Source organism: Oceanospirillum sp. (genome assembly GCF_982874595.1).
This window is the reverse complement of record NZ_CEYNZH010000002.1, coordinates 49,412-70,267: the sequence shown is the minus strand read 5'-3', so window position 1 is coordinate 70,267 and position 20,856 is coordinate 49,412. Positions and strand designations below refer to the sequence as shown.

The 20,856-nt window shown below is 49.8% G+C and carries 15 protein-coding genes; 3 read left to right on the top strand and 12 right to left on the bottom strand.

Annotated features, from left to right (window positions below; genetic code table 11):
- Positions 1-202: 202 nt before the first annotated feature.
- Positions 203-442, top strand: a complete 240-nt coding sequence (locus tag AC4GL5_RS01670) for a hypothetical protein (RefSeq protein WP_490381047.1) — start codon at positions 203-205, stop codon at positions 440-442.
- A gap of 113 nt (positions 443-555) precedes the next feature.
- Here the strand turns inward: AC4GL5_RS01670 and AC4GL5_RS01665 are convergent, their stop codons facing one another.
- Both AC4GL5_RS01665 and AC4GL5_RS01660 read right to left on the bottom strand, forming a co-directional pair.
- Positions 556-2,526, bottom strand: a complete 1,971-nt coding sequence (locus tag AC4GL5_RS01665) for a methyl-accepting chemotaxis protein (RefSeq protein WP_490381046.1) — start codon at positions 2,524-2,526, stop codon at positions 556-558.
- A gap of 207 nt (positions 2,527-2,733) precedes the next feature.
- Positions 2,734-4,251, bottom strand: a complete 1,518-nt coding sequence (locus tag AC4GL5_RS01660) for a fumarate hydratase (protein WP_490381045.1) — start codon at positions 4,249-4,251, stop codon at positions 2,734-2,736.
- A 382-nt stretch (positions 4,252-4,633) separates the two neighbouring features.
- Between AC4GL5_RS01660 and AC4GL5_RS01655 the strand changes: the two genes are divergently transcribed.
- Entirely contained in the window at positions 4,634-5,833 is a 1,200-nt protein-coding gene (locus tag AC4GL5_RS01655) for a GGDEF domain-containing protein (RefSeq protein ID WP_490381044.1), read from the top strand.
- Between the two features lie 90 nt (positions 5,834-5,923).
- Here AC4GL5_RS01655 and cysQ read toward each other — a convergent pair whose 3' ends face one another.
- The 3 genes from cysQ to trhP all read right to left on the bottom strand — a co-directional run bounded on the left by cysQ (position 5,924) and on the right by trhP (position 9,232).
- Positions 5,924-6,760: a 3'(2'),5'-bisphosphate nucleotidase CysQ gene (cysQ, locus tag AC4GL5_RS01650; protein ID WP_490381043.1), complete on the bottom strand. Its 837-nt coding sequence runs from the start codon at positions 6,758-6,760 to the stop codon at positions 5,924-5,926.
- Positions 6,761-6,793: 33 nt separating this feature from the next.
- Positions 6,794-7,723 carry a prenyltransferase gene (locus tag AC4GL5_RS01645; protein ID WP_490381042.1) on the bottom strand — a complete coding sequence of 310 codons (930 nt, stop codon included), beginning with the start codon at positions 7,721-7,723 and terminating at the stop codon, positions 6,794-6,796.
- 123 nt (positions 7,724-7,846) lie between these two features.
- Positions 7,847-9,232, bottom strand: a complete 1,386-nt coding sequence (gene trhP / locus AC4GL5_RS01640; protein ID WP_490381041.1) for a prephenate-dependent tRNA uridine(34) hydroxylase TrhP — start codon at positions 9,230-9,232, stop codon at positions 7,847-7,849.
- A gap of 273 nt (positions 9,233-9,505) precedes the next feature.
- Between trhP and AC4GL5_RS01635 the strand changes: the two genes are divergently transcribed.
- Positions 9,506-10,063, top strand: a complete 558-nt coding sequence (locus AC4GL5_RS01635; protein ID WP_490381040.1) for a hypothetical protein — start codon at positions 9,506-9,508, stop codon at positions 10,061-10,063.
- Positions 10,064-10,313: 250 nt separating this feature from the next.
- On the opposite strand, the gene sucD is transcribed toward AC4GL5_RS01635, so the two are convergent.
- The 7 genes from sucD to sdhA form a co-directional block, all read right to left on the bottom strand.
- Complete coding sequence (gene sucD / locus AC4GL5_RS01630) at positions 10,314-11,189, bottom strand: succinate--CoA ligase subunit alpha (RefSeq protein ID WP_490381039.1); 876 nt, start codon at positions 11,187-11,189, stop codon at positions 10,314-10,316.
- A gap of 4 nt (positions 11,190-11,193) precedes the next feature.
- Entirely contained in the window at positions 11,194-12,357 is a 1,164-nt protein-coding gene (sucC, locus tag AC4GL5_RS01625) for an ADP-forming succinate--CoA ligase subunit beta (RefSeq protein WP_490381038.1), read from the bottom strand.
- A 128-nt stretch (positions 12,358-12,485) separates the two neighbouring features.
- Positions 12,486-13,925 carry a dihydrolipoyl dehydrogenase gene (gene lpdA, locus AC4GL5_RS01620; RefSeq protein ID WP_490381037.1) on the bottom strand — a complete coding sequence of 480 codons (1,440 nt, stop codon included), beginning with the start codon at positions 13,923-13,925 and terminating at the stop codon, positions 12,486-12,488.
- 42 nt (positions 13,926-13,967) lie between these two features.
- Positions 13,968-15,188, bottom strand: a complete 1,221-nt coding sequence (gene odhB / locus AC4GL5_RS01615; RefSeq protein WP_490381036.1) for a 2-oxoglutarate dehydrogenase complex dihydrolipoyllysine-residue succinyltransferase — start codon at positions 15,186-15,188, stop codon at positions 13,968-13,970.
- An 86-nt stretch (positions 15,189-15,274) separates the two neighbouring features.
- Positions 15,275-18,118: a 2-oxoglutarate dehydrogenase E1 component gene (locus AC4GL5_RS01610; RefSeq protein WP_490381035.1), complete on the bottom strand. Its 2,844-nt coding sequence runs from the start codon at positions 18,116-18,118 to the stop codon at positions 15,275-15,277.
- Between the two features lie 236 nt (positions 18,119-18,354).
- A complete protein-coding gene (locus AC4GL5_RS01605; protein ID WP_490381126.1) occupies positions 18,355-19,056 on the bottom strand; it encodes a succinate dehydrogenase iron-sulfur subunit in 702 nt (233 codons plus the stop codon).
- A gap of 21 nt (positions 19,057-19,077) precedes the next feature.
- Positions 19,078-20,853 carry a succinate dehydrogenase flavoprotein subunit gene (gene sdhA, locus AC4GL5_RS01600; RefSeq protein WP_490381034.1) on the bottom strand — a complete coding sequence of 592 codons (1,776 nt, stop codon included), beginning with the start codon at positions 20,851-20,853 and terminating at the stop codon, positions 19,078-19,080.
- Positions 20,854-20,856: the final 3 nt, after the last annotated feature.

Genomic DNA, 20,856 nt, shown 5'->3' with positions numbered 1-20,856 from the left:
GCGATATTGACCTATATGAAGCGGATCTTGTTTAACACTTTGTGCTCATTAAATCTCCCTTCTGCAAACTATAGAAAAACCGATACCTATCTGCAGTATGAGGCCGATAATTTCCTGTCTGGCTGATTTTTCCGAAAAACCGGCAACTGAGTGTGCTGCATTATGTCTATAAAAAGCGCATTTCCCCCAACTCGCCAAAACATTGGGTATTGATCATGCAGGCTTTGATATCGCCATGATCGACCACTACCCTTTTGTGCTGGAGTTTAACCGCATGTTTGGCACTCAGGGCATCCATATGATCATAGGAGATACCACGCCGATGATTCTGGAATATCTGAATGCGGCGATGAAGAATGGAGACCAGCCGGAAGATCCTGATGACCCTAACGGTACAACGCCAAAGCGAGGTCGTATGCGCAAACCGGCTATTGCTGCCTGAGCCACTTGCCAATCTTAAATCAAAAAGGGCCTGCTCCTCGCAGACCCTTTTTAATCCCTATGACACAGGCATTCTCGGTAGCACAAACATTCGAACAGCCGAGGCCGATACCTTTAACACTGGAAACGCTGACTTTTAGCCTGCAGCTGCTGCATCAGCCCGTTAATAGCAGAACAGGCTTCACTGGACTGGTCCGCCAGGTTTGCTGTTTCAACAGCCTCTTCAGACAAACGTTCCAGTGCTAAATGCACCTTGTTAACCGAATCATGCTGATGATGAGTCTGGTCTGCCATTTTCTGGTTCTTACCAAAAATAGCCTGGATCTCATCCGATAGCATCGCCAGCTCGCTGCGGGTCTGATCAAGACTCAACAGACCTTTTTCACTACTGTCTGAACTCTCCTTCAGCTGAGAAGCCATACCTTGACTGGAACTCTTAAGATTTTCCAGCATGTCATGAATTTCAGTTGTCGATGATTGAGTCCGGCTTGCCAACTGACGTACCTCATCAGCAACCACAGCAAACCCTCGCCCATGCTCACCTGCCCGGGCGGCTTCAATCGCAGCATTCAGAGCCAGCAAGTTGGTCTGATCCGAAATATCCCGAATCACATCCAGCAACTTCATAATAGCTTCACTGTGGAACAGTAGCTGGTCCAGTTCTGTCAGACTTTGAGTCATGTCTTCTGTCAGGTGATTGACAACTTTATGACTCTGTTCCAGCTGGGTCAGTGCATCCGTCAACACAACACCACCCTTACTGGAAAGTACAGCAGCTTCTTCTGCCTGAGTCGCAATCTGAGAAACCTGATCCGCCAACTGATCCATGTGCTCAGAGATACCCGCTATTGCCTGTTGCTGCTGAAAAGAGGCCTTCTGGGTCTGTTCCGATGTTTGACGTACATTTTCACCGAAGACTTCCGCTTCTTTCACCGAACTCTGTACATCTGCCAAAGTATCCCGCAGGCGATCAAACAGATGATTTAGCTGATCGCATAACTCACCCACTTCCGCCTTGTCGGTGGTGATAAAACGGGTTTTCAGATTCATCTCATCGGTTACAGTCCCTAATTGATGACGCAACCGATTAATCGGGCCGATCAACAGCCCCGCTAATGGGTAAAGAATTGCCAGGCTGATCAACAGCAAGATACCTGCCACGATCAAGGTATAGCGCTGGTTTCCCTGAATCTCAGACAGAATTTCAGTGGCTGGGACTTCGGCTACCAAATAGCGCTGTAACGCTTCGATATACACCGCACCAATAAACACAGGAGCTGCACGGTCTTCGGCCCGATAAACACGAGGATGATCTGCAGTAACGCCCTGCCACTGCTCTGAAATCAGCGGCACAAAATCCGGCATATTACTCAGATTCTGCTTACCGGCAATCTGGCTATCCGGATGGATATTAATCAGCCCGTTACGATCCGATAACATCACAATACCCGTTTCACCAATGCGGTAGCTTTGCAGCATCTGGGCCATCTGTCCCATATCAAGTGCAGCCCCGGCAATCACTAAGGGCTGACCCTCGACATTTTTCGCCCGACTGCTGAAGTTCACAAACATCATCATCTTGCCACCGCTGAGCTGATTCGTGTCCAGATTCAGCTCATAGTGTTGTCCTGAGTTCAGATAACTGTAGTACCAGGCATTATCCGGGTTGGAAGGGGACATTTTCTGAATCTTCAGCTCACCCGAAAAGTGGAAGTAATAATTACCCTCAGGGGTGTTAATCGCCATAAAAGCCACTTCGGCACCCAGAGATTGACGGGTTTGCGCCAATGCTTCGGTGATTTCGGGCAAACGGCTTTCATCGGCACCGTCACGAACCCAGGTATGAATAAAGGTGTTATTGGCCAGAGCATCGGAGGCGGCAATCGCCGGACTGAGGTCCGCTTCAATACGGGCAGAGATCCCGGAAATAGCGGCAGGCAGCTCTTCAAGCTCAAGGCGGCTGAATCGGTCCCGACTGTTAAGGTCGGATTGCAGAAAAACGATCAGACATAAAACAATCGTCAAAACGAGTGCGGATGCAGCAAACAGACGTGTCCGCATCGACAAGGTATTCCAAAAAGCCATATGTGCTCTCCGTAGCGTTACTCGCTTAATCCATTAACAGCAGGATATTCCCGTGCTTTTCCTGCCTTATGATATACCGGAAATCTATATTCAGTCTCTGACCAAAACTGTCAAACAGGCCTGTTCTGCTTAATTTTTCCGGCAATAAAAAACCCGGCCTCAGCAGACCGGGTTTACTTCAGTCAGCAGAATAGCTGACCAGCAACATTAAGCGCTGACGTTTTTCGCCGCGATAATCTCTTTCCACTTGGCAGGGCCAGTGTTGTGTACGGATTCACCGTTAGCATCAACCGCTACGGTTACCGGCATATCTTTCACTTCAAACTCGTAGATCGCTTCCATACCCAGCTCCGGGAAAGCCAGAACTTCAGCGTTGGTGATCGCTTTGGATACCAGGTAAGCGGCACCACCAACAGCCATCAGGTAAACCGCTTTGTTATCCTTAATCGCATCGATCGCGATAGGACCACGCTCGGATTTACCGATCATGCCCAGAAGACCTGTGCTCTCAATCACCTGACGGGTGAACTTGTCCATACGGGTTGCCGTCGTCGGACCTGCAGGGCCCACCACTTCGTCACGTACCGGGTCAACCGGGCCTACGTAGTAGATAAAGCGGCCTTTCAGATCAACCGGCAGCTCTTCACCGGCGTTCAGCATCTCAACCATTTTCTTGTGAGCCGCATCACGACCGGTCAGCATCTTACCGTTCAGCAGAACCGTTTCGCCCGGCTTCCAGCTTTGTACCTCTTCCGGAGTCACTTCATCCAGATTCACACGACGGGTGCTTTCGCTGACTTCAAACGTCACTTCCGGCCAGTCATTCAGATCCGGTGGCGTCTGCAGAGCTGCGCCGGAACCATCCAGCTCGAAGTGAGCGTGACGGGTGGCCGCACAGTTAGGAATCATGCACACCGGCAGAGACGCGGCGTGAGTCGGGTAGTCTTTGATCTTAACGTCCAGAACAGTGGTCAGACCGCCCAGACCCTGAGCACCAATACCCAGCTCGTTTACTGCATCCATAATTTCCAGACGCAGTTCTTCCGCACGGTTTTGCGGGCCACGCTCGCGCAGCTCGTGAATGTCGATCGGATCCATCAGGGATTCTTTCGCCATAACCGCTGCTTTCTCAGCCGTACCGCCGATACCGATACCCAGCATGCCCGGCGGACACCAGCCAGCACCCATAGTCGGTACAGTTTTCTTAACCCACTCAACAATGGAATCCGATGGGTTCAGCATCACCATCTTGGATTTATTTTCAGAGCCGCCGCCTTTGGCTGCAACCTGAACGTCAACGGTGTTGCCCGGTACGATTTCGTAGTGGATAACCGCTGGCGTGTTGTCTTTCGTGTTCTGACGCTTACCGGCAGGATCAGCCAGAATAGAGGCGCGCAGTACGTTGTCAGGGTGGGTGTATGCACGACGAACGCCTTCGTTAATCATGTCTTCAAGGCTCATGTCGCCTTCCCACTGTACCTGCATACCTACTTTAACGAATACGGTAACGATACCGGTATCCTGACAGATAGGACGCTTACCTTCAGCACACATACGTGAGTTGATCAGGATTTGAGCCATTGCATCTTTAGCCGCAGGGTTTTCCTCTCTCAGGTACGCTTCGTGAACGGCCTGAATGAAATCTACCGGGTGGTAGTAGGAAATATACTGCAGCGCATCGGCAACGCTGGCGATCATATCGTCTTGACGGATTACAGTCGTCATCTTCGGAGTATCTCCTATCACGGTCTGTGCCTGGCACCGGCGGGCCGGAGCCTCATTATTATGGAAGGCCTGTTTACCGGGTTATCAATTCGCCACCACCTTACCGACATATAAGGAGTAGCCAAATAGCCCTGCCAATTTCTATAAGTGGCAGGATTATACACGAATTTCTCAGGGCAAGACCTGTCTGTCGGGTCAACTTTAGACAAAGACAGGCAATCTCCGTAACAAAAAATCACATGGAGTTACTTCAGTACCACGGAAGATTCTGATCTTTTGAACCAGACTAACGTCTAAAGATATATTTTTAATTTGCGTTTAACCATACCCCACTAAAACGCAGGCTCAAAAGGCCATCCACCAATTTTTTCGGTCTCACAGGATGAAAACAATAAAATGCCCGGTGACCAGAGAACGTCACGAGCAGCGCCTGCGCCTGAAGCGACTGGGTATATCCGTGTTATCCCACGGCATGCTGCTTCTCATTTTAGCCCTCGCGTTGGGGCTCGATCTGCTGACTGACTTTAGTCTGACGACCTTTGCGCTATTCACACTCACTGCGGTAGTGACTCAGGGAGCTTTCTGGTTTTTGTTTCAGACCGGAATCAATCTCAGGTTTAAAGACCCCTCCCTAACCTTGTGGCAAATTAGTATGGCAGTTGTCTGGTTTAGTCTGTTAATCAGTCAGCTACCTGAAATTCGCGGCAGCCTGACGCTGCTGTACATCATGGTGATGCTATTCGGTATATTTCAGCTGTCGATGCTGGAGTTTGCTTTTGTTGGTCTTTTCAGCCTGGTCTGTTTTGGTGGTGTGATCGCGTCCGATCTCTATCTCAGGCCTGATGAGGTCAACCTGCAACTCAGTCTGATGCAATGGTTGGTGCTGGCTTCTGCTCAGACCTGGATCGCCCTGTTTGGCAGCTATGTGCGCCGGTTAAGTGAACGCCTCAAAAAACAGCGCCAAGTCCTGCAGCACAGTAACCATAAGATGCAACGAGCCAATGAAGAGCTGGAGCAGGCAATGGAACAGCTGGATGAGATCGCCGGAACCGATGAACTGACGGGCATTCTGAATCGTCGGCGATTCTTCGAAGAAAGTCGTCTGCAGCTTGAAAATAGTGAACAGTATCAGGCTTCAGCCCTTTGCATGATCGATCTGGATCACTTTAAGAAAGTGAATGATCGCTACGGTCATCAGGCCGGAGACTTAGTGTTAGAACGCTTCTGTCAAATTACCCGGGAATGCCTGCGCGGCAGTGATCTTTTTGGCCGTTACGGTGGCGAGGAGTTTATTCTGCTGCTGCCCCAAACCAATCAGGATAGCGGCGTTCAGGTGGCCGAGCGGATCCGGCTGGCCTTTGAGGCCTATTCTTTTGACAGTATCGAACCTGGCCTCAAGCTCAGCACCTCCATCGGAGTCACGTTACACCGCTGGGGTGAAACATTGGAAGACACCCTGAAAAGAGCGGATAAAGCGCTCTACCAGGCGAAAAGCTCTGGCAGGAACCAAACGGTTTATATCTCAGGAGCACGAAACATCAATCGGGCATTAACCGGAAAAGGAAAAGCTTCAGGAGAGTAACCACGCCCTTCAATCTTTCTCGCCTTAAAAAGGCCTGATCAATTCAGGCCTTAGTTTTCTTCTTATCGCTAAAACGGACTGCTGGAAAACTTAATGCGTGGGCTTAACCAGTTCACTAAAACGATCACTCCACAACGGATCAACCTTCTGACAAACGACAAACTCAGGATTCAGCAGATTTGCCTCCTGATTGTAGCGAAGTGGTTTCAGGTCGCCATCCAGCACGCAACCCCCCGCCTGTTCGACGACCGCCTGCGCCGCTGCAGTATCCCATTCACCGGTTGGACCAAAACGCACATAAAGATCGCTTTCACCGGCGGCAACCAGACACAGTTTCAGCGAGCTGCCCATAGGCACATTTCGGTACTCCGGTAATACCTCACTGAATGACCCCAGACGTTCTGCGCCATGGGAGCGGCTGCCAACAATACGCCAACACTCCGGTTGATAAGCAGGGTCCAGTTTTAACAGTACAGGTTTGTCATCCGCATACTGAGCATAAGCCCCCATACCTTCAGCACCGGAATACATCCAGTCTTTGACCGGTGCGTAAACTACACCGAGCACCGGTTTACCCTGTTCGATCAGAGCGATATTAACGGTGAACTCACCATTACGCTTCACAAACTCTTTGGTGCCATCCAGAGGGTCCACCAGCCAGTAACGCTGCCAATTTTTGCGTTCATCCCATGGGATATCACCACTCTCTTCCGACAAGACCGGAATATCAGGAGCCAACTGATTGAGTCCCTGCTCAATACAGTGATGAGAAGCCAGATCAGCTCGTGTCAGCGGGCTGTTATCAGACTTGTACTCAACACCCAGATCGTCTTCCTGATAGATTGCCATAATCGCGTCCCCCGCTTTTCGGGACAGGGCTTCGATTTCGGGTAACAGCTGCTTCAGGTCTGTTAAAGCTGTGGTCATTGTCTGTCCTTAACCGTGGCGATAGATGGGGCGTTAAAAAGGAGAAGGTAAAAGATAACTGAGTAACAATAGCGCACCAAAAACCGCATGAAAACGTCCGGTCAGAGGCGTAATCATCAGCCGGTCCTGCGCGGAGGCTTTGAGGAGTTTCCAGGGAGCTCTTAGTGTCAGAATACTGATTAGCACCAGACCGGTAAAAGGCATCGCGCCCACCAACCATAAACCAATCGCTGAAAAATAAGCCAGTAACACCAGAATCTGGTATAGCCAGACCGCAGACTGATAACCAATACGTACCGTCAGAGTCTTCTGCCCAACCGCTTTGTCACTCTCGTAGTCACGAATCTCATTACTGAGTAACAACAAAGACGTCAGAATGCTCAGAGGGATGGCCTGCAAAAGATCATTAACACGAAACTCACCTGTCATCACAAAAGCTGAGCCGGCAATCATCAGAATGCCCATCATAAAAAACACCACAGGCACACCCAACCCACGGTTCTTGTAATTGATCGGTTCCTGAGTATAAAAGTAAGCACCTGCCAACCCGATAAGACACAGCCAGAGAAGATCCAGCCCCCTCAGCGTCATCAGAAAGAGCCCGATCGTAATGGCGATCAGAAAACAGGAGATACCCAGTTGATAATTCCGGTCAATCGATTTAGCGATCGCTCTCTTTTCCGAATCAGACGCCTCAGGAAAACGTTGATCAAGCTCACGGATATCCGAGTGATCATTGATCAGATTCACTGCAAATTGCAGGAAAATGCCGCCAAAAAGAATCATAGCCGCATAAAGAAAGGGGGCATTACTTTCCTGCCAGCCGAGGATAATCCCCTGCAGACAGGAAAGCACAGCAACCACTAAGGAAAATGGACGGGCAGCCTTCAGCAACTGGTACTTTTCCGGGTTGCTGTGTCGACTACCAAATGCGTGCCTGCTACCAAGCGCTTCCGCGGTCATGCTCTTTCCTTAGATTCTGCTGCTCAATAAAGCTTCATCGAAGCCGGAATACGGTAGATTTTACCGAGAAAAACAGCAGAGGTCGGTTGCTTTTTGTTGCTGATTCAAGGTGTTGGAAGCGGATTACTTCAGATCACGCATCAGCAATGCGTATTCCAGATCCGCTTCATTCAAACCGGAACCATCCAGCTCAAATTTAACAACATGACCATTACCCGGTGCCACCTTCATATCTTCACCTTTGCGGTTTTCCATCTGCTTCAGCTGGAAGCGACGGTTACCACCCGGCAGCATCAGCTCCAGAGTATCACCGGTTTCAAAGCGGTTTTTCACATCGATTTCCAGCACGTTGCGCTGAGTATCAAAGCTCATCACCTCACCGACAAACTGCTGGTTAACACCAATGGAGTTACCGGTTTCATAGTTCTGATACTCATCATGCACGTGACGACGGTAGAAGCCTTCGGTATAGCCGCGGTGCGCCATATTTTCCAGCGTATCCATCAGGCTCATATCGAACGGACGACCGGCAACAGCGTCATCAATCGCTTTACGGTAAACCTGTGCAGTACGGGCAACGTAGTAGTGAGACTTGGTACGGCCTTCGATCTTCAGGGAGTGAATACCCATTTTGGTCAGGCGTTCAACATGCTGTACCGCACGCAGATCTTTGGAGTTCATAATGTAGGTGCCGTGTTCATCTTCAAACACCGGCATCATTTCACCCGGACGGGACGCTTCTTCGATCAGTGCAGACAAGCCCTGACTGTTTTCATCATGGTGCATGGCTCCCGGTGACGGCATCGAACCAGAGTCCATAGATGGATCCCAAACACCGGCAGACTGATCCACCTGAGAAACAGGAATCAGATCACCCGTGGCATCCGTCTGGGTCTGAACGGTATTGTAGTTCCAGCGGCAGGCGTTGGTGCAGGTGCCCTGATTCGGATCGCGGTGGTTGAAGTAGCCGGACAGCAGGCAACGACCGGAATAAGCGATACAGAGTGCACCGTGAACGAAAGTTTCCAGTTCCAGCTCCGGGCACTCATTACGGATATCTTCGATCTCTTCCAGCGACAGTTCACGGGACAGGATGATCCGCTCTACGCCCTGCTTGTGCCAGAATTTAGCCGCCGCAAAGTTGACCACGTTGGACTGAACCGACAGGTGAATGGTCTGCTCAGGCCAGCGCTCACGGACCATCATAATCAGGCCCGGATCAGACATGATCAGAGCATCCGGTTTCATCTCGATGATAGGGGCCATATCATCAAGGTAAGTACGCACTTTGGCATTGTGGGGGGCGATGTTACTGGCAACGTAGAACTGCTTGCCACGCTCATGAGCGTACTGAATACCCTTTTCCAGATTATCCAGTTTGAAGTCGTTGTTACGTACACGAAGGCTGTAACGGGGCTGCCCTGCGTAAACCGCATCTGCACCATAGGCAAATGCATAACGCATATTTTTAAAGGTACCTGCCGGGGAAAGAAGTTCAGGCTTAAACATATCAACCTCTTCGGTGTCTGGTTGCAGGCCAGATCCACCCTGTGAAGAAAACGCGCACTGCAAGCGTAAAATCGAAAGCTGGCGATTCTACCACAGGCTCTATCAGACAACAGTCTAATCCCCCTGTTTTTCATACCCTTTTAAAAGCCATGGATAAGTGGCTGTCATTTTCAGGCAATAAAAGCGTAACTGAATCGCAACATTGTTCTTATAGCCTGCTGTTAACTTCGAATTTAATGATTAAGACTTGCCTGAATACTTAAGGAATTGACCATGAAACTCAAAGCATTAGCTAAAGCTCTTCTGATCACAGGTGCCGTAGCGGGTATGGCTGCATGCGCCCAAATGAACAGCGCGCAAAACAGTGCACAGGAACAGATGCTGCAGGCTAAAGCCTTGTACGAAGTACATCACGATGATGGCCGTATTTACCTGTTCAATGACAAAGCCACTTATTCACATTTTCTGCAGCACGGCGAAACACCTTACACCTACAAGCGTATCGCGTCCGGCCCTCACGGCGAGACACTGGTCTTTGGCCTGAGCAGTGCGGAAAAGAAAAAAGGTGAACAAGCGGGTAATGTCGAACTGTACGATGGCAAGGTATCACCTGACGCTTTCTACGGTGAGATGCGTGCTGAAGGCCGTATCTATGTCTTCTCAACGCTGGAAGATATGAAGGACGTTCGCACCACAGGTGAAGCACCTTATCGCTTTACACAGATCGGCGATGGTCCGAACGGCGAAACCGTTGTGTATGTACTGAACAGCAGTAACAAGAAGAAGCGTCCGGATGCTCTGATCGCTCAGTTTAAAGCTCAGTACCAGTAAAGAAACATACTCCTCGGCTATTGATATGAGGAAATAGGTTTAGCGCTAAAACCAGCTTCGGCTGGTTTTTTTTGTGCCTCATACCTTTCTACCGTAAATCTCAGCCTACATAGATCTATAGGCACGGTAAGAACATACGAGCCGTCTGGCAAACAGGCAATAAAAAAGGCGACCCTGAGGTCGCCTTTTGCTGTGCTGTCGCACAGTAACTGTCAGATTCAACAACAGTTACCACTTACACAAGGTAAGCTTATTTCCAGCCAGTCACTTCACGCAGACCGTCTGCGATACCAGCCAGAGAACGTACAGTCTTAACACCAGCGTCTTCCAGTGCAGCAAACTTGTCGTCTGCAGTACCTTTACCACCGGAGATGATCGCACCAGCGTGACCCATACGCTTGCCTTTAGGTGCAGTTACACCAGCAATGTAGGATACAACAGGCTTAGTTACGTTCGCCTTGATGTAAGCTGCAGCTTCTTCTTCAGCAGTACCACCGATCTCACCGATCATAACGATCGCTTCAGTCTGTGGGTCATTCTCGAATTTTTCCAGAATGTCGATGAAGTTAGAACCTGGGATCGGGTCACCACCGATACCAACACAAGTAGACTGACCAAAACCAGCGTCAGTAGTCTGCTTAACAGCTTCGTAAGTCAGAGTACCGGAACGGGAAACGATACCTACTTTACCTGGCAGGTGGATGTGACCTGGCATGATACCGATCTTGCACTCGCCTGGAGTGATAACACCCGGGCAGTTAGGGCCGATCAGCTGAACACCCAGCTCGTCACACTTAACTTTACAGTCCAGCATGTCCAGCACAGGGATGTGCTCAGTGATACATACGATCAGCTTGATACCTGCGTTAGCTGCTTCCAGGATAGAATCCTTACAGAAAGGAGCTGGTACGTAGATAACAGATGCATCAGCACCAGTTGTTTCAACGGCTTCAGCAACAGTATTAAATACTGGCAGACCCAGGTGAGTTGTACCACCTTTACCAGGCGTAACACCACCAACCATCTGAGTACCATACGCAATAGCTTGCTCAGAGTGGAAAGTACCCTGACCACCAGTGAAGCCCTGGCAGATTACTTTAGTGTCTTTGTTGATTAAGATAGACATTCGATTAGTTCCCCGCCGCTTTTACCGCTTGTTGTGCAGCGTCAGTTAAGCTTTCTGCTGCGATGATATCCAGGCCAGATTCAGAAAGAACCTTTTTACCCAGGTCGGCATTGGTACCTTCAAGACGAACAACAACAGGTACGTTAACACCTACTTCTTTCACCGCACCGATGATACCTTCAGCAATCATATCGCAACGAACGATACCACCGAAGATGTTCACCAGAACTGCTTTCACTTTGTCATCAGACAGGATCAGTTTGAATGCATGAGCTACACGCTCTTTAGTTGCACCGCCACCTACGTCAAGGAAGTTAGCCGGGAAGCCACCGTGCAGAGCAACGATGTCCATAGTCCCCATAGCCAGACCAGCACCATTCACCATGCAGCCGATGTTACCATCCAGAGCTACGTAGTTCAGATCCCATTCTGCCGCTTCTGCTTCACGAGCATCTTCCTGAGAAGGATCGTTCATTTCCTGCAGGTCTTTGTGACGGTATACAGAGTTGCCATCTACGCCAATTTTAGCGTCCAGACAGTGCAGGTCACCGTCTTCTTTGATTACCAGCGGGTTGATCTCGATCAGCGCCAGATCTTTTTCCAGGAACAGTTTAGCCAGACCCATGAAGATCTTGGTGAACTGACCAACCTGGGCTTTATTCAGACCTAGTTTGAAACCCAGCTCACGGCCCTGGTAAGGCTGCGGACCAACCAAAGGATCGATAGTTGCTTTCAGAATTTTCTCGGGAGTTTCTTCAGCAACTTTCTCGATCTCAACACCACCTTCGGTGGATGCCATGAAAACAACGCGACGAGAAGCACGGTCAACTACCGCACCCAGATACAGTTCGTCAGCAATGTCAGTGCAGGTTTCAACCAGGATTTTAGAAACAGGCTGACCATTTTCGTCAGTCTGATAAGTCACCAGGTTTTTGCCCAACCAGTTCTGAGCGAACTCAGCTGCTTGTGCAGGGGTATCAACCAGTTTCACACCGCCCGCTTTACCGCGACCGCCTGCGTGAACCTGTGCTTTAACTACCCACTTGTCACCACCGATTTTTTCACACGCTTGCGCGGCTTCTTCCGGGGTATCTACAGCGAAACCCTTAGAGACAGGCAGTCCGTATGCGGCAAAAAGCTGTTTGCCCTGATATTCATGAAGATTCATACTGCTAAGCCATTTTTTTTGTGCACTAACACTATTGGCGGCACCTTGGGGTATGGTGCCGCCCCCTGCTACGGTTACCCGTAATTTTTTTATTTCTTACGCTTTAGTACTTACTTAACGCTTAGTACTTACTTGCGTTTCTTGCGGTTCGGCATGTGAATCGCGTGACCGTCAACTGCAAGAGCTGCTTCGTGAACAGCCTCAGACAGGGTCGGGTGAGCAAAACACATCAGTGCCAGATCTTCAGCACTGGAACCAAATTCCATCGCGATCACACCCTGATGAATCATCTCACCAGCGTTCTGACCGATGATGTGCATACCCAGGATACGGTCAGTATCTTTCTGAGTAATAATCTTCACCATGCCGTCAGTGCAGCCATTGGTCATTGCGCGACCAATTGCACTGAATGGGAATACACCAGTTTCGTATTCGGTGCCTTCCGCTTTAACTTCTTCTTCCGTCTTACCTACAGAAGCGATCTCCGGGAAGGTGTAGATAACACCAGGGATCACATCATAGTTCATCTGGGCTTTGTGCCCAGCGATGATGTCAGCAACCATCACACCTTCTTCAGATGCTTTGTGTGCCAGCATAGGACCACGCACAACATCACCAACTGCAAAAATGCCAGGAACAGAAGTACGGCACTGGTCATCAACGTAGATAAAACCACGTTCATCCAGAGAAACACCTGCATCACTGGACAACAGGGCTTCAGTATAAGGACGACGACCAACACAAACGATCAGCTTGTCGAAAGTCTGCTGTTGCTCACCTTTAGCATCAGCATAGGTTACAACAACTTCGTTGCCATTGATTTCAGAACCGGTTACACGAGCACCAATTTTGATATCCAGACCCTGTTTAGTCAGGATCTTCTTAGCTTCTTTCGCGATCTGCTGGTCTGTAGAGGCCAGGAATGCATCCTGAGCTTCAAGAACAGTTACCTCAGAACCCAGACGCTGCCATACAGAGCCCAGCTCAAGACCGATTACACCACCACCGATCACACCCAGACGACCCGGAACTTCTTCGAAGTCCAGTGCACCGGTAGAATCAACAATCAGACCTTCAGTCATAGGTGTTGGTGGAATTTCAACAGGTACAGAACCGGAAGCGATAATGATATTTTCCGCTTCAACAACCTGTGTGGAACCATCATGCGCGGTAACTTCAACTTTTTTACCGCTCAGGACCTTACCGGTACCGTGCAGAGCAGTAACACCGTTCGCCTTGAACAAGCCACCGATACCCTGAGTCAGGTTACCAACGATCTTGTTCTTACGGGCGATCATTTTCTTAACGTCCATTTTGACGTCAGAAACTTCAATGCCCAGATCCGCAAAGTCATGCTGGGTTTCAGCAAACTTGTGAGACGCTTCCAGCAGTGCTTTAGATGGGATACAACCCACATTCAGGCAGGTACCACCATAAGAAGGCTTACCTTCTTTATTCAGCCATTTTTCAACGCAAGCTGTTTTCAGGCCAAGTTGTGCTGCACGGATAGCTGCAACATAACCGCCAGGACCTGCACCGATGACAACTACATCAAATTTATCAGACATTATTTTTTCCTGTCTTTCGTGTCATGAGTGATCAAACTGTACTTAAACTTCCAGCAGGATACGAGCCGGATCTTCAAGAAGCTCCTTGATGGTAACAAGGAACTGTACAGCATCTTTACCATCGATCATACGGTGGTCATAAGACAGCGCAAGATACATCATCGGACGAATCTCAACTTGTCCATTAACTGCCATAGGACGCTCCTGAATTTTATGCATACCCAGAATAGCAGTCTGAGGCGCGTTCAGGATTGGAGTGGACATCAGGGAACCGAACACACCACCGTTAGTGATGGTAAATGTACCACCAGTCATATCGGCAATGCCCAGTTTGCCTTCGCGGCCACGCTTAGCGAATTCGCCAATAGTGGATTCAACATCTGCCAGGCTCATAGTGTCGGTATCACGCAGAATAGGAACAACCAGACCACGATCAGTAGAAACTGCGACACCAATGTCGTAGTAGCCGTGGTAAACGATATCAGTACCGTCGATAGACGCGTTTACATCCGGGAAGCGTTTCAGTGCTTCAGCGGCTGCTTTAACAAAGAAAGACATAAAGCCCAGACGTGTGCCGTTGTGCTTCTTCTCGAACATGTCTTTGTATTTCTTACGCAGCTCCATAACCGGCTTCATGTCCACTTCGTTATAAGTGGTCAGCATAGCAGCGGTTTGCTGAGCATCAACCAGACGCTTAGCGATGGTCTGACGCATACGGCTCATTGGAACGCGCTTCTCAACACGCTCACCGGCAGCAACATTCACTTCAACCGCAGGAGCTGCAGCAGGTGCCGCTTTAGCAGCGCCGGACTGTACTGCTTTCTGTACGTCTTCTTTAGTTACGCGACCACCTTTACCGGTACCTGTCAGCTTGGCAACGTCCAGACCATTTTCGTCAGCCATCTTACGGGCAGCAGGACTCAGGATTTTATCACCAACCTGAACCGTTTCTTCTTCAGCAGCAGCTGGAGCAGTTGCGGCCTCAGGAGTTTCTTCGGCAGCAGGGGCAGCTGTAGTGCCCGCAGCGCCCTCTTCAAAAATCCCAATAACCTCATCACTCAATACGGTAGAGTCCAGGTCCTTTTTGATCTCTTTAATAACACCGTCAGCAGGAGCTACAACTTCCAGAACCACTTTATCAGTTTCGATTTCAACCAGCAGCTCATCACGAGAAACAGCTTCGCCAGGTTGTTTTGCCCAGTTTACGATGGTTCCGTCTGCAACAGATTCAGGGAAGACGGGAGCTTTAATTTCAGTAGCCATGTTCGGTCCTTTCTGGATTGTTCTTTGTTTGCACAAACAAAAAATCTGAGGTGCCCCGCCAGAAGGCAGGGCACGTAATTGATCAATTAAGCGTTAAAAGCGTCAGATACCAACTGTGCCTGCTGTTCAGCATGTACAGAGGTATAACCGCAAGCCGGAGCAGCCGATGCAGCACGTCCCGCAAACTTCAGTTCATAACCAAAGCCTTTACGGTAATCGTTTAGCACACCACGCATATGATGCTGACTGCTGTACCAGGCACCCTGGTTCATCGGCTCATCCTGACACCAAACAACATCTTCCAAAGCAGGGTATTCCGAAACGATTTGAGCCAGAGCTTCCTGTGGGAACGGATAGAGCTGCTCGATACGGATAATCGCTGTATCTTGACGCTCATTCTCACGACGATAGTTGGCCAGATCGTAATAGACCTTACCGCTGGTCAGAACCAGACGTTTTACCTGGCTCTTATCAATGGTGCTGTCTACTTCATTGATAATGGTCTGGAAGCTGCCGTTAGCCAGCTCTTCAAGAGTCGATGTTGCATCTTTATGGCGCAGCAGACTCTTCGGAGACATAACAATCAGCGGCTTACGCAGCGGACGAATAACCTGACGACGCAGCATATGGAAAACCTGAGCCGGGGTGGTCGGAACAACAACCTGAATGTTCTGTTCCGCACAAGACTGCAGGTAACGCTCCAGTCGCGCTGAAGAGTGCTCAGGGCCCTGGCCCTCATAACCATGAGGCAGCAGCATGGTCAGACCACACAAACGTCCCCACTTGTGTTCACCACTAGTGATGAACTGATCAATTACAACCTGCGCACCGTTAGCGAAGTCACCAAACTGGGCTTCCCAGATAACCAGTGCATCAGGCTTTGTTGTTGCATAACCATATTCGAATGCCAGAACAGCTTCTTCTGAAAGATAAGAATCATGAATGGTCATAGCAGGTTGAGACTCAGACAGATTCTGCAGAGGTACATAAACCTCACCATCCGTCTGGTTGTGAATAACAGCATGGCGGTGCGAGAAGGTACCACGACCCACATCCTGACCAGTAATACGAACCGGGTGATGCTGATCCAGAATTGTGGCGTAAGCCAGTACTTCTGCAAAACCCCAGTTTACAGGCATAGCGCCTGCAGCCATCTTGCGACGGTCTTCATAAATCTTATTAACCTGACGCTGGATCTTAACACCATCCGGTATTTCACCCAGCTTGTTAGCCAAAGCCTGCAGATGGGTCAGTTCAACAGAAGTGTCGGCTTCAGAAGTCCACTCATGTCCCAGATACGGCGTCCAGTCAACAAACAGCTCTTTATTCGGTTCTTTAACCAGACTGTTAGCAACATGTCGACCATCGACCAGCGCAGAACGATAGTCCTCCATCTGATCTTTATCTTCAGCCTCGGTCAGAACGCCTTCAGCAATTAAGCGTTTCGCATAAAGACTGCGAGTGGTCGGCTGCTTAGCGATCTTCTGGTACATCAGTGGCTGAGTACCCGATGGTTCATCAGCTTCGTTGTGACCACGACGGCGATAGCAAACCAGATCAATTACCACATCGCGCTTGAATTGCTGGCGATAGTCAGCCGCGACCTGTGCCGCATGGATCACAGCTTCCGGATCATCACCATTAACATGGATGATCGGTGCCTGAACCATTTTTGCGATATCAGTACAGTATTCCGTCGAACGGGTATCTTCCGGCTTACTGGTCGTAAAACCAACCTGGTTGTTGATCACAATATGGATGGTGCCACCGGTTTTGTAAGCACGGGTCTGAGACATCTGGAATGTCTCCATCACCACACCCTGACCGGCAAAGGCAGAATCACCGTGAACCACGATTGGCATTACAGCGTCACCGGTCTTATCTTTGCGACGATCCTGACGGGCGCGAACCGACCCCTCAACAACCGGAGAAACAATTTCAAGGTGCGATGGGTTAAAGGCCAGAGCCAGGTGAACTTCTCCACCGGAAGTCATCACGTTGGATGAGAAACCCTGGTGATACTTAACGTCACCGGAACCATCGTGCATGAGCTTCTTGCCTTCAAACTCATCAAACAATTCCGCCGGGTTTTTACCCAGAATATTAACCAGCAGGTTCAGACGGCCACGGTGAGCCATACCAATCACGACTTCTTTAACACCAAAGGATCCCGAGCGCTGAATCAGCTCGTCAACCATAGGGATGAAAGATTCGCCACCTTCAAGACCAAAACGCTTGGTGCCCGGGTAGCGGGATGCAAGGTAATTCTCCATACCCTCAGCAGCGGTCAGACGCTCAAGGATATGTTTTTTCGCTTCAACTCCGAATGCAGGAGCTGAGCGCACGCTTTCAAAACGCTGTTGCAACCAGCGTTTCTCTTCTGTGTTCACGATATGCATGAACTCAGCGCCGGTGGTGGAGCAATACGTTTTCTCCAGCGCCTCGATAATTTCACGCAGCGGTGCCTCATCTTTACCGATAAACAGAGAGCCTGTCTGGAAAACGGTGTCAAGATCTGCAGCCGATAATTGGTGGTACGCCAGATCAAGATCAGCAACCGGCTCACGTTGAAGCAGGTTAAGAGGATCAATGTTGGCCTTCTGATGACCACGGAAACGGTATCCATTGATCAGCTGCAGAACACGAACCTGTTTCTTTTCATGTTCGGTGCTTACTGAGCCAGCACTGGCGGGAGCAGCTTTGTGCTTGTTTTTAGCAAGCAGATCAAAATGTTCGCGGATGGGCGTAAGGGGGATATCACGAGAACCTGTGCCTTCGGTTCTTGGAAGCTTGTCGAAGTAGTTCCTCCACTCTTCAGGAATTGCATTCGGATCAAGCAAATATTGCTCATAAAGCCCTTCAACGTAGGAAACATTTCCTCCGTAGACGTGGGAAGAGCTCCACATCAACTCCATTATGCCTTCTTGCATTCTTAGTCACCCTGCACGAGGAACTTGAAATCCACAATGACCCCTGAGTCTTTTTCAGGTCAAAAAAAAGGTAGCGTGCCTTACCTTTCTGCAGATTAGGGACCAGCCCCGTTCCCCAAGTCGTTTTTACATTTGCTAAAGCCGGCACTTTTTGAGCGCCGGCTTTAGCGACCACAGGTGTCTGCCTGTTGGCAGACACAATAGCTTTATTATTGTATAGATGATCTGCGGTTTGACTAGGTTGCGTTACGCAACAGCATGTCACGAATATGACCAATGGCTTTTGTTGGGTTCAAGCCTTTAGGACATACACTTACGCAGTTCATAATACCGCGGCAACGGAACACACTGAACGGATCATCCAGTTCTGCCAGTCGTTCACGGGTTTGAGTATCACGGCTGTCGATCAGGAAACGATAGGCCTGCAGCAGACCGGATGGGCCTACAAACTTATCAGGGTTCCACCAGAACGACGGGCAAGCCGTTGAACAACATGCACAAAGAATACACTCGTACAGGCCGTCAAGCTTATCACGTTCCTCAGGTGCCTGCAGACGCTCAATGGCCGGGGCCGGAGTATCATTCAGCAGGTACGGCTTGATACGCTCGTATTGCTTATAGAACAGAGACATATCAACCACCAGGTCACGGATAACCGGCAGACCAGGCAGAGGACGGATAACCAGCTTGCCACCTGTCACAACTTCTGACAAAGGTGTGATACAAGCCAGGCCATTCTTACCGTTCATATTCATACCGTCAGAACCGCAAACACCTTCACGGCAAGAGCGACGGTAAGCAAAAGTATTGTCCTGCTCTTTAATCATGCTCAGAACATCCAACACCATGACGTCAGCGCCTTTAGTGTCGATGTTAAATTCCTGCATGTACGGAGCAGAATCTTTTTCCGGATTATAGCGGTATACACTAACAACCAGCATTAGGCTAACTCCCGTAAATTAGTAAGTACGTACTTTCGGTTCAAACGCAGGCACGGTCTTAGGCGCAAAGTTTACATCACGCTTACCAACACGCTTCTCACCAGGGAAGTACATTGAGTGCTTCAGCCAGTTCTCGTCATCACGATCCTGATAATCGTCACGGGCGTGTGCACCACGGCTCTCTTTACGGTATTCAGCTGTGATAGCAGTTGCTTCCGCTACTTCCAGCAGGTTATCCAGTTCCAGAGCTTCGATGCGCGCGGTGTTAAACGTCTGAGACTTATCGTCCAGCTTCGCATTAGCAATACGTTCGCGCAGAGCTTCCAGTTCTTTAATACCTTTCAGCATGTACTCTTCAGTACGGAATACACCGAAGTAATTCTGCATGGTCTGCTGCAGTTCAGCGCGCAGATCAGCAACACTTTCACCATCAGTAGAACCATTCCAGCGGTTCAGGCGTGCCATAGCACGTTCGATATCCGCTTCATTCACATCAGCGTCAGTCAGACCTTCGCTCAGCGCTTTCTCGATATGGATACCCGCAGCACGGCCGAATACAACCAGATCCAGCAGTGAGTTACCACCCAGACGGTTAGCACCGTGTACCGATACGCAAGCCACTTCACCTACCGCGTACAGACCGTTGATGATGTGATCGTTACCGTCTTCATCCTGAGTCAAACACTGACCGTGAACGTTAGTCGGTACACCGCCCATCATGTAGTGACAGGTTGGAACAACCGGCACAGGCTCTTTAGTCGGATCAGCGTGAGCAAATGTCTTAGACAGTTCACAGATACCTGGCAGACGTTTGTTCAGAACTTCTTCACCCAGGTGATCCAGCTTCAGGAATACGTGATCGCCTTTTTCGCCACAACCGCGGCCTTCCAGGATCTCCATAACCATAGAACGTGCAACAACGTCACGACCTGCAAGGTCTTTTGCGTTTGGTGCATAACGCTCCATGAAGCGCTCGCCATCTTTGTTGACCAGATAGCCACCTTCACCACGGCAACCTTCTGTTACCAGTACACCTGCACCCGCAATACCGGTTGGGTGGAACTGCCACATTTCGATATCCTGAACAGGAATACCGGCACGCAGTGCCATACCAACACCGTCACCTGTGTTGATCAGAGCGTTGGTGGTAGAAGCATAGATACGACCTGCACCGCCTGTCGCCAGAACCGTTGCCGCCGCTTTAACAAATACAGTTTCGCCAGTTTCGATGCACAGGGCGATTACACCGCAGATATCACCGGAATCGTTGCGAACCAGATCCACTGCATACCATTCGTTCAGGAATACAGTGTTATTTTTCAGGTTAGCCTGATACAGAGTGTGCAGCAGAGCGTGACCGGTACGGTCAGCAGCAGCACAGGTACGAGCAGCCTGACCGCCCTCACCGAAGTTCTTGGACTGACCACCGAAAGGACGCTGGTAGATACGACCATTGTCAAAACGGGAGAAAGGCAGCCCCATGTGCTCCAGTTCGAAAACCGCTTTCGGGCCTTCAGAACACATGTACTCAATTGCATCCTGGTCACCAATGTAGTCCGACCCTTTTACGGTGTCGTACATGTGCCAGCGCCAATCGTCGTTCGGATCCGCACTAGCGATCGCACAGGTAATACCACCCTGAGCCGATACGGTGTGAGAACGGGTTGGGAAAACTTTTGTAATCAGAGCAGTTTTCTTACCGGATTGCGACAGCTGCAGGGCAGCACGCATACCGGAACCACCACCACCAACGATGATGGCATCAAAATTCAGTGTACGTAGATTTGCAGTCATTCC